Here is a 15410-nt window from a genome sequence, read left to right as displayed (position 1 = left end):
GCGTGATGCACATCGAGCACCCGGTCGTGCCCTCGCCGGTCGATCAAGCCTTTCTGGCGCGGCTCGCGGACCGGTTCGGCGCGCAGTGCCAGACCGGGCAGGCGGTGCGCGACCAGCACGGGCAAAGCGAGGCGCACTTCGCGCCGATGCCGCCCGACGCGGTGGTCTTCGCGCGATCGACCCAGGACGTGGTCGATCTGGTCGACCTGTGTCGGGGGGCACAGGTCCCGATCATCGCGTACGGTGCGGGAACGTCGATCGAGGGCCACACGCTGGCGGTGCGCGGCGGCGTTACCGTCGACCTGTCCGAAATGACGCGGATCGTCGCGGTCAATGCCGAGGATTTCGACTGCACGATCGAAGCCGGGGTGCGACGCGAGGAACTCAACCTGCATCTGCGCGATCAGGGACTATTCTTCCCGATCGATCCGGGTGCGAACGCCACCATCGGGGGGATGGCGGCGACGCGCGCGAGCGGCACCAACGCGGTGCGCTACGGCACGATGCGCGAGGCGGTGCTGAGCCTGAAGGTGGTGACGCCCGACGGCAAGGTCGTCGTCACCAGCCGCCGCGCGCGCAAGTCGGCGGCGGGGTACGACCTGACCCACCTGTTCGTCGGGTCGGAGGGGACGCTCGGCATCATCACCGAAGTCACGCTGCGGCTGCATCCGATCCCGGAGACGATTTCGTCGGCGGTATGCGGGTTCGAGACGCTGCGTGGCGCGGTCGATACTGTCGTCCAGGCGATCCAGCTCGGCATCCCGCTGGCCCGCGTCGAAATCCTCGACGACATGCAGATGCGCGCGGTCAATCTGTGGTCGAAGCTAGACTATCCCGAAGTCACGACCCTGTTCTTCGAATTCCACGGCTCGCCCGCGGGGGTCGCCGAGCAAGTCGAACTGGTCGGCGAACTGGCGAGCGCGAACGGCGGCGGCGATTTCCGCTGGTCGAACCTGCCCGAGGAACGCGCCAAATTGTGGAAAGCGCGGCACGAGGCCTATTATGCGGCGGTCAATCTGCGGCCCAACGCGGTCGGCTGGGCGACCGACGTGTGCGTGCCGATCAGCCGGCTGCCGGAATGCATCGAGGAAACGAAGAAGGACCTGGCGACCGCCAGTTTACCGGCGACGATCCTCGGCCACGTTGGGGACGGCAATTTCCACGTGGTCTTTTCGCTCGACCCGGACAGCGCCGAGGAACTGGCCGAGGTCGAGTCGATCAATACGCGCCTCGTCGAGCGCGCGCTGGCGATGGACGGAACCTGCACCGGCGAACATGGTATTGGGCTCGGCAAGCAGCCGTGGTTACTCCGCGAACTGGGCGACGACGCGGTCGGCATGATGCGCGCGGTCAAGCTGGCGCTCGATCCGGACAATCTGTTCAATCCGGGCAAGATCTTCGCCGCGTGATGCGCTGGCCGGACGGCGCGGACCGGCATAGGGTGGCGCAATGAGGGTCTGGATCAAGCGCATCCTGCTGACGGTCGCGGCGCTGTTGGCCGTCGCCGTGGGCTATGGCGCGTGGCGCTTCGGCCATCCCGCGTTGCCTGCCGACACGGTGACGTTAGCGTCGAGCAATGCGGCTGCGGGAGACGTCACGGCCCGCTATTTCGGTGCGACGACGCTGACGTTCGGCGACGGCAAGAACACGATCATGATCGACGCCCTGCTGACGCGGCCGGGGATGCGCGCTGTGATGTTCGACAAGATCGCCAGCGACCCGGCCTTGGTCGGGTCGGTCCTGAGTCGCGCGGGTCTGGCCAAGATCGACCTTCTGCTCGTCAGCCACACGCATTACGATCATGCACTCGACATCGCGGCGGTCGCAGCGAAGACCGGGGCGACGATCGTCGGCTCGCCCTCGACGCGCGAGGTCGCCCTCGGCGGAGGGATCCCGGACGCACGCATCCGCACAATCAAGGGCGGCGAGACGCTCGTCGCGGGCGACTTCACGGTGACCGTCATCCGCTCGGCTCACTCGCTCGGCGACCGCGTGCCGGGCGAGGTGACGGCGCCGCTCCGTCAACCCGCCAAGGCGAGCGACTATAGAGAGGGCGGCACCTTCGCCTATCTGATCGAGCATCGCGGTTTGCGCATCCTCGTCCATGCCAGCGCCAATTTCAGTCCCGGCATGTACCGCGGGGTGAAGGCGGACGTCGTGTTCCTCGCGACCGGCGGCCTGTCGCCGCATCCGGCCGATTTCACGGCACGCTATTGGGACGAGGTGGTAAAGACGACCGGCGCCAAGCTGGTCGTGCCGATCCATTGGGACGACTTCCTGTTGCCGCTCGACCAGCCGCTCCAGCCGCTGCGCCGTTTCCTCGACGACATTCCGCTGACGATGACCCGACTCGCGCCGCTCGCCGCGCGTGACGGGGTGAAGATCCGTTACATGCCGGTGATCGCGCCGGTCGATATCAACGAAGCCAAGGGGAAGTGAGATGGATCGTCGCGACGTGCTGATCGGATTGGGCGCGACCGCCGCGCTGTCGGGGATGCCCGCGCGCGCCGCGACGCGCGCCGTCCCCAAGGGCTTCCTGTGGGGCACCGCGATCTCAGCGCATCAGAGCGAGGGCAACAACGTCAATTCGGACATGTGGCTCAACGAGCACGTCAAAGGTACGTTGTTCCGCGAACCCTCGGGCGACGCCTGCGACAGCTACGAGCGCTACGCCGAGGATATCGCGATCGCCGCGTCGCTGGGGTTCAACACGCATCGCTTCGGAATCGAATGGGCGCGGATCGAGCCCGAGCCGGGCGTCTTCTCGATGGCCGCGCTCGACCATTACAAGCGCGTGCTGGAGACGTGCCGCAAACACAACCTCAAGACGATGCTAACTTATATCCACTTCACCACGCCGCGCTGGTTCGCTGCGCGGGGCGGGTTCGAGGCGGACGGCGCGGCCGACCTGTTCGCGCGCTTCGCCGGCACCGCGGCCAAGCATTTCGGCTCGCTCGTCGACTACGCAACGACGTTCAACGAGATGAACCTGCCCCGCCTGATCCCGGTGCTGGTGCCAGGGTACGAGGCGCGTCGTGCGCTGATCGACCGCATGCTGAACGCATCGGCCAAGGCCTGCGGGTCGGACCGCTTCTCGTCCTGGGTGTTCGCCCCCGCCGATCGCATCGTACCGCCGACGCGCGAGGCGCACACCAAGGCCTATGCCGCGATCAAGGCCGAGGCGAAGCACCCGTTGGGGATCAGCCTGAGCATGCAGGACCTGCAGCCGGTCGCGGGCGGCGAGGCCAAGGTGAAGGAACTCAACAAGGCGCTGTACGACGACTGGTTCGATCTGCCGTCGGACTTCATCGGCGTGCAGACCTACACGCGGATCCAGGTCGGCCCGAACGGCCCCGTGCCGGCGCCCAAGGAAACCGAGAAGACCGCAGCGGGATACGAATTCTATCCCCCTGCACTCGGCAACATGGTGCGCTACACCGCGAAGGCCAGCGGGAAGCCGGTAATCATCACCGAAAGCGGGATCGGGACGAGCGACGACACCCGCCGCGTCGCGTTCATCGACGCGACGATGAAGGAAGTGCGCGCGTGCCTCGACGAAGGCATCGACCTACGTGGGTACCTCCACTGGTCGCTGCTCGACAATTTCGAATGGACGTCGGGCTTTGCCCAGCAGTTCGGGCTGGTCGCGGTCGATCGCACGACGTTCAAGCGCACCCCCAAACCGAGCGCCGCGCATCTCGGCCGCATCGTCCGTTCGGGCGGTATCTAATGGCCCTTGCCCTCCTGCTTGCTCTCGCCGCCGCGACCGAGAATCCGTGCCCGGCGGCGATCCCGATCCCGCCCGCGATCGAGGATTGGCGGCGCAAGACCTATGCGCCCGATAATGTGAAATCGATCCCGCCGCCGATGGCGGAGGGCGCCCCCTACATCAAAGCCTATACGGAGGCGCGCAAGACGGACTGGGCGGATACGTGCCGCTATCGCGACGAGAATGCGGCGCTGATGACGCAGCCGGCGGCCGCCCGCGACGTCGTATTCATGGGCGATTCGATCACCTGGGGGTGGCGCTACTGCAATACCGCGTTCGATACTGGCGGCGGCTGGGTCGATCGCGGGATCAGCGGGCAGACCACGGCGCAGATGCTGGTGCGCTTCCCCGGCGACGTGCTCGCGTTGAAGCCGCGGGTCGTCCACATCATGGCCGGGACCAACGATATCGCCGGCAATAGCGGCCCGATGACGCTCGGCGGGATCGAAGCCAACATCGCCGCGATGGTGACGCTGGCGAAGGCCGCCGGCATCCGTGTCGTGCTGGCCGCGGTGCCGCCAGCCAAAACCTTTTCATGGCAGCCGAAGCTCGAACCCGCGCCGCGGATCGCCGCGCTCAACGCCCGGCTGCGCGCCTTGGCTGTTCGCGAGAAGATCACCTTCGTCGATTACGGCGCGGTGCTGGCGATGCCCGATGGCGCGATGAAGGACGCGCTGACGCTCGACGGCGTGCATCCCAACGCGGCGGGCTATGCCGCGATCGGACCCATGGCGAAGAAGGCGGTGGCGGCGGCGCGAAAATAGCGCGGTCGCCAAACCGCGTGAAACCCGTGTAAGAGGCGGGCGTGTTGCGCCGGCTTGTTGTTTTCTTGCTCCTCATCCTCGCGTCGCCGGCCATCGCGCAACCGGCGCCGTCGCGCGTGCAGACGCCGGCCGAGGCGCTGGCGCAGGACGCCGGGCAATATGCGAAGCAGTTCGGCGTCTCGCAGGCCGAGGCCGAACGCCGGCTCCGTGCGCTGGCGGACAGTGTGGCGACCACCGACAGTATCGAGATCGCCTATCGCGACCGCGTCGCCGGCGTGTCGATCGAGCACAAGCCGAGCCTGCGCATCCTGGTCTACCTGACCGGCGATGCGCCCGTCCCCAACCGCAAGTTGAGCGCGGGCGGGATGACCGTACCGATCGTCTTTCGCACCGGGGCCAAGGCGAGCCGCGATCGCGTGATCTGGGCGATGACGTATCACCAGGCGGCGATCCGCGCGGCGTTGCCCAATCCGCCGGCCATGGGTCTCGACCCGCGCACCGGCGAGCTCGTCATCGTCGTCCCGACAGCGACTGCGGCCGCCAACGGGAAGGAGACGCTTCGCGCCAAGTTGGAGGGCATCGCCGGCGTGCCGGTCCGCCTGCTCGTGCTCGACCAGATCGACATCAATCTGTCGGCGCCGATGGGCGGCTCGCGGCTCGAAGGACTCAATCCGGCCGACGGCAAGCGCTATCTGTGCACCACCGCCTTCACCGTCACCGACGGCAAGCGCTATGGCATCGCGACCGCCGCACATTGCCTCGACGACATGACCTATCTCGACCCGAAGCGCGCACCGACGCCGCTCAACTTCGTTGGGCAATGGGGCTGGGGCTATCAGGACGTCCAGATCAACGCCGCGGCCGATCCGCTGCCCGGACTGTTCTATGCCGATAACGGCCGCACGGTCGAACGCCCGGTGACCGACCAGCGCACCCGCGACAGCACGCGCGCGGGCGACTTCGTCTGCCATCGCGGCGAAACCACCGGCTATAGCTGCGCCACCGTCCAACTCACCGACTTCGCGCCGGCGGGCGATCTGTGCGGCGGTCCGTGTCTGCCGACATGGGTCACTGTTGCCGGGCCGACGTGCCGCGGCGGCGACAGCGGATCGCCGGTGTTCGTCGGCACGACCGCGCTGGGGATCGTCAAGGGCGCGACCTATCGCAGCGGCGCGTGCGTGTTCTATTTCTACATGTCCGTCGACTATATCCCGCAGCCGTGGCGACTGGTGACGGGACCGGCCACGCCCCCTGTTCCGCCTCTGCCGTTTGGTGCAATAGGACCGCCATGACCGCGATCGGAATCTTGGGCAGCGAAGGACGGATGGGGCGCGCGATCGCCGCCGTCGCGACCGATTTGGGCGCGACCGTCGCGGGCGGCGTCGATGCTGGCGGCGACCCGCTGGCGCTGGCCAAGGCATCGGACGTGCTGGTCGATTTCACCGCGCCCGGCGCACTCGAGGCCAATCTTGCGGCGGCGTGCGAGGGCGGGACGCCGATCGTCGTCGGCACGACGGGGCTAACCGCGCAACATCATGCGTTGATCGACAATGCCGCCGCGCGGATCGCGGTGCTGCAGACCAGCACGACCTCACTCGGTATCACGTTGCTCGCCCGGCTGGTCGCCGACGCGGCGGAAAAGCTCGGCCCCGATTGGGATATCGAAATCGTCGAGGCGCATCACCGGCACAAGGTCGATGCACCGTCCGGCACCGCTTTGCTGCTCGGCGAAGCGGCGGCGGAGGGGCGGGGTGCGCCGCTCGGCGACTTGAAAGTGGTCGACCGCGCCGGGCTGATCGGCGCGCGCGCGGAGGGGACGATCGGGTTCGCGTCGATCCGCGGCGGATCGATCGCGGGCGACCATCAAGTGATCCTGGCCGGATCCGGCGAGCGGCTCGAACTGATCCACCGCGCCGAAAGCCGTGAGATTTTCGCCCGCGGCGCGGTGCGCGCGGCTTTGTGGCTCGCCGGGCAGCCAGCAGGGCGCTACGCGATGGCGGAAGTCCTCGGCCTGTGAACAAGGCGCAGGTCGTCGAGTTCTTCAGCCGTCTCGCCGCCGACAACCCGCACCCCGAAACCGAACTCGAATACGGAAACCCCTATCAACTGGTGGTCGCGGTCGCACTGTCGGCACAGGCGACCGACATCGGCGTCAACAAGGCGACGCGGCGGTTGTTCGAGGAGGTGAAGACCCCCGCGCAGATGGTCGCGCTCGGCGAGGCCAAGCTGAAGCAGCACATCAAGACGATCGGGCTGTTCAACACCAAGGCGAAGAACGTCATCGCGCTGTCCGAGCAACTGATCGCCGATCATGGCGGCGAGGTGCCCGCCGATCGCGACGCGCTGGAAAAGCTGCCCGGCGTCGGGCGCAAGACCGCCAATGTCGTGATGAACGTCGCGTTCGGCGCGGAGACCTTCGCGGTCGATACGCACATCTTTCGCGTCGGCAACCGCACCGGGCTCGCACGCGGGAAGACTCCGCTGGCGGTCGAGCTCAAGCTCGACAAGATCGTACCCCAGCCGTTCCGGCTCCACGCGCACCACTGGCTGATCCTGCACGGCCGCTACGTCTGCAAGGCGCGGACGCCCGAATGCTGGCGCTGCGTCGTTTGCGACCTATGTGCGTTCAAGCCCAAGACTCCGGCGCCAAGGCAACGCGGCGCTTAACGAGGAGAAGCACGATGCGCCCGCTGCCGTTCGCCCTTGCCGCCTTCGCCATCGCCGCTCCCGCCGCCGCGCGCGACGTTCCCGTCGCGACGCCGGTAGGCGAGCCGGTCAGTTGCATCCAGCTGAACCAACTCCGCGAGACGCACGTCCGTAGCGATCAGGTCATCGATTTCGAGCTGACCGGTAAGCGCATCTACCGCAACACGCTCGACGGCGCGTGTCCGTCGCTGGGGTTCGAGGAGCGCTTCGCTTATTCGGTGTCGAACGGCCAATTGTGCTCGACCGACCTGATCACCGTCCTGCAATCGACTGGCGGGCGCGGCGCGACCTGTGGGCTGGGCAAGTTCCAGCCGGTCAGCATCGCCAAATAGAAACGCTGGCGTGGTGCTGCGCGCTTTGCTAGGCGCTCGCGACTAGGCACCCGTAGCTCAGCTGGATAGAGCGCTGCCCTCCGAAGGCAGAGGCCACAGGTTCGAATCCTGTCGGGTGCGCCACCCTTTCACCGCTGGCATCGTGATCGTCGATGGGTCATGACAGTGGTATGCCGGTCAATCGCTACTATCACGGTCCGCCGAGCGACCATTTTGATGGCGTCCGGTTCTTTCATAATGGACAGCCCGCGACGGACCGATCGTTCCGGGACATCCTGCGCTGGCGGTTTGGAGAGCGTCGGGCGCCTTGGCCCAAGACCGTGCCGATCGTCCCAGCGATCCCCGACGCGACGGTCGATAGTCTCCGCGTATCGATGGTCGGACATGCGACGCTGCTGATCCAGGTTGCCGGGGTCAACATCGTCACCGATCCAGTCTGGTCGGATCGCGCCAGCCCACTCGCGTTCGCCGGCCCCAAGCGCGTGACGCAGCCCGGCATCGCGTTCGACAGCTTGCCGCCGATCCATGCGGTGCTGCTCAGCCACAATCACTACGACCACATGGACATCGCGACGCTACGGCGGTTGCACGACCGGCATGGGCCGCTGATGATCATGCCGTTGGGCAATGACGCGATCGTCCGACGAGCAATCCCCGAGGCGCGGATCGCCGTCGGCGATTGGGGCGACCGGATCGCCATAGCGGACGGTGTGGCGACCGTGTTGACGCGGGCGAACCACTGGTCGTCGCGCGGCCTCAGCGACCGGCGCATGGCGTTATGGGCGGGGCATTATCTGGATACGCCTGCGGGCGGGGTGTGGTTCGCGGGCGATACGGGCTATGGCGATGGCGCGATCTTCCGCGACATCCGCGAACGCTGCGGAGCGCCTGAGGTCGCGCTGATCCCGATCGGTGCCTACGAGCCGCGCTGGTTCATGACCGCGCAACACGTGAATCCGGCGGAAGCGGTCCAGATCATGCGGGATGTCGACGCCCGGCATGCACTCGGGATCCATTGGGGCACGTTCCAACTGACCGACGAGCCGCGCGAGGCGCCGCTCCAGGCGCTAGCCGAAGCGTTGTCGGCCGCAGGTGAATCGGCGCAGCGCTTCGTCGCCGCCGAACCGGGCGGCGTTTACGACTTCTAGTGCCGCAAACAAAAAGGGCGCCCGCGAACGGACGCCCTCTTGCTTGGCGGTTACCCGCGTCAGGGCAGGTTGATGCGGAACCCGACACGGAACTGACGGCCGAGCATGTCCGAATACGTGCTGTTCGCGGCGAGGCCGGTTTCCGGCACCAGCAGCGGCCAGCGGTTGAACACGTTCGACACGTTGATGAAGAACTGCGCTTCCGACTTGTCGCCGAACGGTATCTTCTGCGTCAGGTTGAGATCGAGATAGAACAGGCCGGAGACGTGGTTGACGTCGTAGGTCTGATACGTCGAAGTCGTAGTCGTCACCGGGCAGCCGGTGGTGCACGCGATCGCGTTGTTCACATAGGTACCTGAACTCACCCCGCGCGCCACCGCCGTCAGCGACGTCGTCGGCGTATCGACCGTCGCGCTGAAGCGGAAGATCCAGGTCGGCGTGCTGCCCTGGCCGCCATTGGCGCCCACCGTGCTGATCACGACGTTACCCGGAATGCCCGGATCGCTGATATTCTCGATATAACGCGTGGCGACGCCGCGTAGCGTGAAGCTGGATGCTCGAATCAAGCCGTCGATCGGCAGGCGGTACGATCCTTCGAAATCGATGCCGCGGACGAGCTTACGCGAGAAGTTGAACGGCTGAGTGCGGATAAGAATACGCGATGCGTTGTTTGGATCCTGCGTGATCGCGGCGCAATATTCAGGCCGCCCATCCTTGCACCGGTTGATGATGTCCTGCGCGCTCAGCGTGTCGATCGCGTCGGTCATGTCGATGCGGAAATAGTCGGCCGACAGGTTGAACCCGGGCATGAAGCGCGGCGAGATAACACCGCCGATATTCCATGAATTCGCCTTTTCCGGACGCAGATTGGGATTGCCCAACGCCAATGCGGAGTAACTGATGGAGGCGCTCGGATACGTGACACCGTTCGGCCCGGCACCGGGATAGAACGGGTTGCTAACCGAATCGCTGTTCGACGACCCCGCTGCGAACAATTCGTTGAGGTTCGGCGCCCGGATATCGCGCGAGCGCGTGATGCGCAGGCGGATGTCGGGGATCGGCTGCCACGTCGCGCCGAGCTTCCACGTCGTCACATAGCCCGACGTCGAATAGTCGGTCGCGCGCACCGCGCCGTTGAACTCCAGCCCGATCCCGAGCGGAATGACGGTTTCGAGATAGGCTTCCTTGACGTTGTACTTGCCGTTGGTGGGCAGATAGTTGCCGACCGACCAGGTATTCGCCGTGGTCAGGCCACCGGCGGGGTTCGCCGTGACGAGCGGCTGGAACTGGGTCGGCACCGAGCCGGTGATCTTTTCCTCGCGCCACTCGCCGCCGATCGCCAAGCTGACGTCGCCCGCCCAGGTGGCGAACGGCGTGAACGAGAAGTTGATGCCGGCAACCTTCTGCTCGGTGACCTCGTCGCGATAGGGGTTGCCGAGCGTATAGGCGATCGCCGCCGGATCGGTGACGTTGAGACCGAAGCGGTTGAGCGGCACGCACGATTTATCGTCGTTGGTCGTGCTGGCGTCGACGTTGATCAGGCACTGGATCGACCCGGTCGCATAGCCGTTGGCATTGCCCGCCGGTGCGAACGCCGCCGCGGTCGCGTTGTTGATCCGCGCGGTGTTCATGATGTTGGTCAACTGCTCGCGCAAATTGGCGCGACCATATTGCGCGTAGATGTCCCAGTGTGCCGGCTTGCCGAACGCGTCGAACTTGCCGTCGGCGCCGATCACGTAACGCTGAACCCGGCGGGTGTTGTTGACGCCGCGATAGGGAAGGTCGGCCGCGGTCGTCGCCAATGTCACGCCGGTCACACCGGCAAGTCGCGCCGGGCCAAGCGCATTATAGGCGAACGCGTTGCAGGTGATCGGGGCCGCCGCCGCGGTCGCCGCCGCGCCGCAACCGGTCGTGTTGATCGCGATGCCGGTCGACAGGTTGGGCCCCGCGTTGAACACGATGTGCTGCCAGTTGTACGATCCTTCGCCGAACAACTCGATGTCCGGGGTCACCTCGAAGCTCAGGCGGCCATAGACGCCGCGACGATCGTCCTGCGGATCGAGCCCGATGCGGCGCCCCGAATCGTTGACGCGCCAGTCGCCGCCCTGGGTCAGCGACGGCGTGCCGGTCGCCGGGAAGGTCAGCGCGCCGAAATTGTACTGATTGACCGATCCGCCCTGGCCGAAATAGACGCCGCGCAGCGACGTGCCGCCGGTCGATCCGGTGATCAGGCCGCCCGGTGTCGAATTCGCCGCGCCGACCTGCTTACGGATGAGATAGCGCGGCGTCGTGCTGACGCCGGCGACCCAGTTGGGATCCTGGATGCGGACATAGCCCGTCTGGTTCCAGGCGCGTTCGTCGGTGTTGAAGATGCCGTCGCGACGCGCGATTTCGCCGTTCAGCAGGATATGGCCGCGGCCGCCCGCGAACGACTTGCCGAGCGTCAGGCTACCCGAATAGTTGAAGCCGTCGCCATAGGTCGTGATACCGCTGTCGGCGGCCAGCTTGATGCCTTCGAACTTCTTGTCGATGATGAAGTTGACGACACCGGCGACCGCGTCCGAACCGTAGGCGGCGGACGCGCCGCCGGTCACGACTTCGACGCGCTGGATCAGCGATTGCGGGATCGTGTTGACGTCGACCAGGCCAGTGATCGTCGATCCGACCGAGCGGCGACCGTCGATCAGCACCAGCGTGCGGATTTCGCCCAGGTTGCGCAGGTTGAGCGCGTTGATGCCCGCCTGGCCACTGCTGAGGTTGAGGCGCGAGTTGGCGGGACGGGTCGAACCGGCAAGCTGCGGCTGTTGATTCAGGAAGTCGGCGACGTTGTTGGACGACGACTGCGTCTGGATATCCTTGTCGGACAACACGACGAGCGGCGTCGGCGCCTTGTAGCCGTCACGAACGACGCGCGAACCGGTGACGACGATGTCTTGGTCATCGGCAGGGCTGGCGGCGGGCGCAGGATCGCTGGCAGCGGTCTGGGCGAATGCGGCGCTCGGCAGCGCGCACAACGCGGCGAAAGCGGTGCCCGATGCCAGCATCAGACGAAGCGAGGTCGAACCGATCATAGTGTAATCCCCCTGTCGCGCCGTTCCCTCCGGCGGTTGTTTGGCACATTAAGCAACAAAACTGCCATATTGCGCCACCCTCTTTCTGCAAATTACGAGCATGGGACGTAATTTCGTCCACGAGGGCCGCGAAGCGTTGCACCGCTGCAACACAGCAGCCATTGACGGACGCACGTTGGCGATAGAGCCTTGGCCGACATGATAAGGGAGCGGGACGCCATGATCGATCGACTCGCGAAAGCCGGGCTTTGACCAGTATCGCGAACGACGAGCGGACCGCCGTCCCCCGCGATTGGCGGCTGTTGGCGCTGTATCTGCTGCTCGGTTTTGCGGCGGGCCTGCCGTTCTACATGTTCAACGCGGTGCTGCTGTTGCGGCTCGCGAAGCATGGCGTCGATATCGTCACGGTGGGGTTCTTCGCCTGGGTCGCGTTGCTGCCGACGTTCAAGTTCGCCTGGGCGCCCTTGCTCGACAAATACGACGTACCGGGCTTCGGGCGGTTCTGGGGCAAACGGCGCGGGTGGATCATGCTCGCGCAGCTCGGCATCTTCCTGTCGACCGTCGCGATGGCGTTCACCTCGTCGGACGCCAACCTGCCGGTGACCGCGCTGTTCGCCGTGCTGCTGGCATTCTGGACGACGACGCTGGAGGTCGCCGCCGACGCCTGGCGAATCGAACTCGCGCCGACCGCCGAGCAGCAGGGGCCGATGGTCGCGGCGAACCTGTGGGGCTATCGCAGCGCGATGGTCGCGGCGGGCAGCGGGGCGATCTACATCGCCGCGAAGAGCGACTGGACGACCGCCTATCTGGTGATTGCCGCGGCGGCGTTCCTGCCCTTCCCGATCCTCGCCTTGACGCGATCCGATGCCGAGCATGGCGGCGGGCGCGGGGCGGCGCTCGTCACCGGGACGATCGCGAGCCTGGTGGTGCTGGCGGTCACGGGCGTCGCGACGGCGGTGGTCGGCTGGCTGTTGCTCAAGGCGCTGGGGTCGGTCGGGCTCGATAATCCGGACATCGTCAAATATTGGGTGTTCGCGGTGGCCTTGTTGCCGTTCTTCGCGCTGGGCGCGGCGGTGCCGTGGATCAGGAATTTGCCGTCCGACCATCGCTTGCTCACCACGTCGGTGCTCGCGCCGTACATCAACGTCGCGTGGCGCTTCGGGTTGGTGATCATCCCGATCCTGCTGTTCGTGTCGGTCTATCGGATGGGTGACGTGATGGCGCTGACGCTGTCGCACCCGTTGTTCAATGCTCTCGGCTACAGCCTGGAAGCGATCGCGTTTTCCGACGGTGCCGTCGCATTGTTGTCCAGCATGCTGGGGGTTGCGCTCGGCGGATGGCTGGCGGCGAAGGCACCGATGGGCTGGGCGCTGGCGATCGGCGCGGTGATGTCGGCGCTGTCGAACTGGATCTTCGCGTGGCTCGCGCACCAGGCGCCGGGCGGGCCGGTGTGGTTCCATATCGGGTCGATGGCGGTGACGGCGGGCGATTTCGACCTGTATCTGTCGATGGCGATCGACCAGTTCGGCCACGGGTTCGAAGGCGCAGTATTCGTCGTGTACCTCTCGTTGCTGGTGAACCCACGCTTTCCCGGCGCGCAATATGCGTTGCTGTCGGGGCTGGCCTTCCTCATCCCGCGCTTGCTTGCGGGGCTGTCGGGGGTGTTCCAGAAGGCGATCGGCTATGACGGCTTTTTCATCATGGCGGGCGCGATGAGCATCGCAGCGGTGATATTCCTGCCGTTCATCGTTCGTGCCATGCCGCGGCGCGACGACGCATGATCGACATCGACGCCGCCTTCGCGCCCGCTGCGGCGTATGTCGCGGACGGGCGTGTCCCCGGCGCGACGCTTGGCGTGGTGACGGCGCGCGGCGAGCGCGCGGTGCGGGTGGCGGGGGAGGCGGCGGTGGTGCCCGAGCGCGAGGCGCTGACCGAGGAGCATTGGTTCGACCTGGCTTCGATATCGAAGGTGGTCGCGACGGCGACCATGATCCTGATGCTGGCTGACCGGGGCAAGCTCGACTTAGACGCGCCGCTGACCAGCGCGATCCCAGATCTTCGCCAGTACGATGTCGCCAACGCACCTGAGCGGCGGCTGACGTTCCGCGATTGCCTCGCGCACCGCACGTTCCTGCCTGCGGTCGAGCCAATCTATACCTATGGCGACGATCCGAAACGGCTGCGCGCGTTCGTGCTCCAACGCGAGTGGAAGCATGGCCCGCCGGTCTATTCGGACATCAACTTCATCCTGCTCGGCATCGCGATCGAGCGCATCACCGGCGAGCAGCTGTCGGCCTGGCCGCTGGGCGCGGGGCTGAGCTACGGCCCGCCGCCCGGCCCGGCAGTCGCGACCGAATTCTGTCATTGGCGCGGGCGCGTGCTGAACGGCGAGGTGCACGATGAGAATTGTTCCGCGCTGGGCGGGGCGGCGGGGCATGCCGGGCTGTTCGGTACGGTCGCGGGCGTGCTCGACTTCGCACAGGGGCTGCTCGATGGCAGCGGCGCGTCGCCGGCGATGCTCGACGCGATCCGCACGCCGCAATTCGAGCATCGTACCTGCGGCTGGGACAGTCATTACCCCGGCTGGCCGGGCGGCGACGCGTGCTCGCCGGCGACGATCGGGCATACCGGCTTCACCGGCACCGGACTATGGGTCGATTTCGAGCGCGGGGTGGCGTGGACGCTGCTCACCAACCGCGTCCACCCGACGCGGCATAGCGATGCGGCGGCGAGCATCTTCACGCTTCGCCGCGCCACCGGCGACGCGGTAATCGCCAGCCTAAGCTAGACGTAGTGCGGCTCGGGGCGCTCGAAGAGTTGCTCGTAATGGACTAGGGACGGCGTAGTCGCGATCGGCACCGGCTGGCCGTCGCGGAACGCCCATTCGCCGCGGTCGCAATCCTCGGCGCGGACATAGCCGTTGATGTACAGCCGGCGGAGATGGTCCGACGAATTGAGCCCCGAAGCGTGGACCAGATAGGGGTTCCATAGCGCGACGTCGCCCGGCTCGAGCACCAGATCGATCTGGCTGTCCGGATCGATCCCGGCGGCCTCCAGCGCGGCGTCCTGCGGTGCTTGCCCCAGCACTTCGGTTGAAGTGTCGAGATCGACCGGCCCTTGCGTGTGGCTGCCCGGAATGAAGCGCATCCCGCCGGTGTGCGGGTTGTGCGGATCGATCGCGAGCCCGGTCTGCACATACGAACTGCCCAGATTGCGATACGCCTCGGCCGGCCGGCGGAAGCGCGAGTCCTGGTGCCACGCGAAATCGCCGCGGCTGTGTGGCAGCTTCCAGTGGAGTTGGTTGATGATCTGCTTCAGGTCGCCGCCGATCAGCGGCTTAAGGATCTTGGCGAAACGCGGATCCGTGCGCGTCTCGTCTAGCACGTGCTGATGATAGGACGGCCATTGCGCCATCGGCACGTGCGGCTTGCCGCCTTCGCCGTCGACGACGTTATAGAACAGATTGCCGTGGCGAAAGCTGCGGCCGTGCGCGACGCCTTCGGCATAGACTTGGTCCATCGCCGCGCCGATCCGGGCGACCTCGTCGGGGGCGAACACGCCGCGGACGATGGCATAACCCCTGTCGCGATACTCGCTGATGTACTCCATCACTCGGCCTA

13 protein-coding genes and 1 tRNA gene are annotated in these 15410 nt (G+C 66.3%); 12 read left to right on the top strand and 2 right to left on the bottom strand.

From position 1 onward, the window contains the following. Positions 1-5 precede the first annotated feature (5 nt). The 10 genes from FPZ24_RS15085 to FPZ24_RS15040 all read left to right on the top strand — a co-directional run bounded on the left by FPZ24_RS15085 (position 6) and on the right by FPZ24_RS15040 (position 8719). A complete protein-coding gene (locus FPZ24_RS15085) occupies positions 6-1409 on the top strand; it encodes an FAD-binding oxidoreductase (RefSeq protein ID WP_146574607.1) in 1404 nt (467 codons plus the stop codon). A 40-nt stretch (positions 1410-1449) separates the two neighbouring features. Further along, complete coding sequence (locus FPZ24_RS15080; RefSeq protein WP_146573343.1) at positions 1450-2439, top strand: MBL fold metallo-hydrolase; 990 nt, start codon at positions 1450-1452, stop codon at positions 2437-2439. 1 nt (position 2440) lies between these two features. Further along, positions 2441-3730, top strand: a complete 1290-nt coding sequence (locus tag FPZ24_RS15075; RefSeq protein WP_146573341.1) for a glycoside hydrolase family 1 protein — start codon at positions 2441-2443, stop codon at positions 3728-3730. Then, the gene (locus tag FPZ24_RS15070; RefSeq protein ID WP_186728899.1) at positions 3730-4533 is read left to right on the top strand and encodes a GDSL-type esterase/lipase family protein; all 804 of its coding nucleotides are present in this window, start codon (positions 3730-3732) and stop codon (positions 4531-4533) included. Before FPZ24_RS15075 ends, FPZ24_RS15070 begins: the two co-directional genes overlap by 1 nt. Before the next feature lie 41 nt (positions 4534-4574). Further along, positions 4575-5825 (top strand): chymotrypsin family serine protease, encoded by a 1251-nt coding sequence (locus FPZ24_RS15065; protein ID WP_186728897.1) that lies wholly within the window; start codon positions 4575-4577, stop codon positions 5823-5825. After that, positions 5822-6550 (top strand): 4-hydroxy-tetrahydrodipicolinate reductase, encoded by a 729-nt coding sequence (dapB, locus tag FPZ24_RS15060; RefSeq protein WP_146573337.1) that lies wholly within the window; start codon positions 5822-5824, stop codon positions 6548-6550. Before FPZ24_RS15065 ends, dapB begins: the two co-directional genes overlap by 4 nt. Then, the gene (nth, locus tag FPZ24_RS15055) at positions 6547-7200 is read left to right on the top strand and encodes an endonuclease III (RefSeq protein WP_146573335.1); all 654 of its coding nucleotides are present in this window, start codon (positions 6547-6549) and stop codon (positions 7198-7200) included. The genes dapB and nth overlap by 4 nt, the downstream gene beginning before the upstream one ends. A 14-nt stretch (positions 7201-7214) precedes the next feature. Continuing rightward, positions 7215-7571 (top strand): hypothetical protein, encoded by a 357-nt coding sequence (locus FPZ24_RS15050; RefSeq protein ID WP_146573333.1) that lies wholly within the window; start codon positions 7215-7217, stop codon positions 7569-7571. A gap of 46 nt (positions 7572-7617) precedes the next feature. Then, positions 7618-7694: transfer RNA gene (locus FPZ24_RS15045), tRNA-Arg, on the top strand. A gap of 197 nt (positions 7695-7891) precedes the next feature. Beyond that, on the top strand, positions 7892-8719 hold the full coding sequence (locus FPZ24_RS15040) for an MBL fold metallo-hydrolase (RefSeq protein ID WP_240047504.1): 828 nt from the start codon (positions 7892-7894) through the stop codon (positions 8717-8719). Between the two features lie 59 nt (positions 8720-8778). On the opposite strand, the gene FPZ24_RS15035 is transcribed toward FPZ24_RS15040, so the two are convergent. Then, positions 8779-11790: a TonB-dependent receptor plug domain-containing protein gene (locus FPZ24_RS15035; protein WP_146573331.1), complete on the bottom strand. Its 3012-nt coding sequence runs from the start codon at positions 11788-11790 to the stop codon at positions 8779-8781. A 248-nt stretch (positions 11791-12038) separates the two neighbouring features. On the opposite strand from FPZ24_RS15035, the gene FPZ24_RS15030 reads away from it, so the two are divergent. Then, on the top strand, positions 12039-13571 hold the full coding sequence (locus FPZ24_RS15030; RefSeq protein WP_240047503.1) for an MFS transporter: 1533 nt from the start codon (positions 12039-12041) through the stop codon (positions 13569-13571). Next, entirely contained in the window at positions 13568-14578 is a 1011-nt protein-coding gene (locus FPZ24_RS15025) for a serine hydrolase domain-containing protein (RefSeq protein ID WP_146573329.1), read from the top strand. The genes FPZ24_RS15030 and FPZ24_RS15025 overlap by 4 nt, the downstream gene beginning before the upstream one ends. On the opposite strand, the gene FPZ24_RS15020 is transcribed toward FPZ24_RS15025, so the two are convergent. After that, a complete protein-coding gene (locus FPZ24_RS15020) occupies positions 14575-15399 on the bottom strand; it encodes a phytanoyl-CoA dioxygenase family protein (RefSeq protein ID WP_146573327.1) in 825 nt (274 codons plus the stop codon). The two genes, FPZ24_RS15025 and FPZ24_RS15020, sit on opposite strands and share 4 nt — an antisense overlap. Between the last annotated feature and the right edge of the window lie 11 nt (positions 15400-15410).

The sequence above is a fragment of the Sphingomonas panacisoli genome, from assembly GCF_007859635.1.
In the GTDB taxonomy this organism is placed as follows: domain Bacteria; phylum Pseudomonadota; class Alphaproteobacteria; order Sphingomonadales; family Sphingomonadaceae; genus Sphingomonas; species Sphingomonas panacisoli.
The sequence above is the reverse complement of the archived record's forward strand: the minus strand, read 5'-3'. Positions and strand labels throughout refer to the sequence as shown.

Bases quoted from the DNA above. Each gene is read 5' to 3' on its own strand.
- FPZ24_RS15080 (WP_146573343.1), top strand. From the start codon at position 1,450: ATGAGGGTCTGGATCAAGCGCATCCTGCTGACGGTCGCGGCGCTGTTG.
- FPZ24_RS15085 (WP_146574607.1), top strand. From the start codon at position 6: ATGCACATCGAGCACCCGGTCGTGCCCTCGCCGGTCGATCAAGCCTTT.
- FPZ24_RS15070 (WP_186728899.1), top strand. From the start codon at position 3,730: ATGGCCCTTGCCCTCCTGCTTGCTCTCGCCGCCGCGACCGAGAATCCG.
- FPZ24_RS15050 (WP_146573333.1), top strand. From the start codon at position 7,215: ATGCGCCCGCTGCCGTTCGCCCTTGCCGCCTTCGCCATCGCCGCTCCC.
- FPZ24_RS15020 (WP_146573327.1), bottom strand. From the start codon at position 15,399: ATGGAGTACATCAGCGAGTATCGCGACAGGGGTTATGCCATCGTCCGC.
- FPZ24_RS15075 (WP_146573341.1), top strand. From the start codon at position 2,441: ATGGATCGTCGCGACGTGCTGATCGGATTGGGCGCGACCGCCGCGCTG.
- FPZ24_RS15025 (WP_146573329.1), top strand. From the start codon at position 13,568: ATGATCGACATCGACGCCGCCTTCGCGCCCGCTGCGGCGTATGTCGCG.
- dapB (WP_146573337.1), top strand. From the start codon at position 5,822: ATGACCGCGATCGGAATCTTGGGCAGCGAAGGACGGATGGGGCGCGCG.
- FPZ24_RS15035 (WP_146573331.1), bottom strand. From the start codon at position 11,790: ATGATCGGTTCGACCTCGCTTCGTCTGATGCTGGCATCGGGCACCGCT.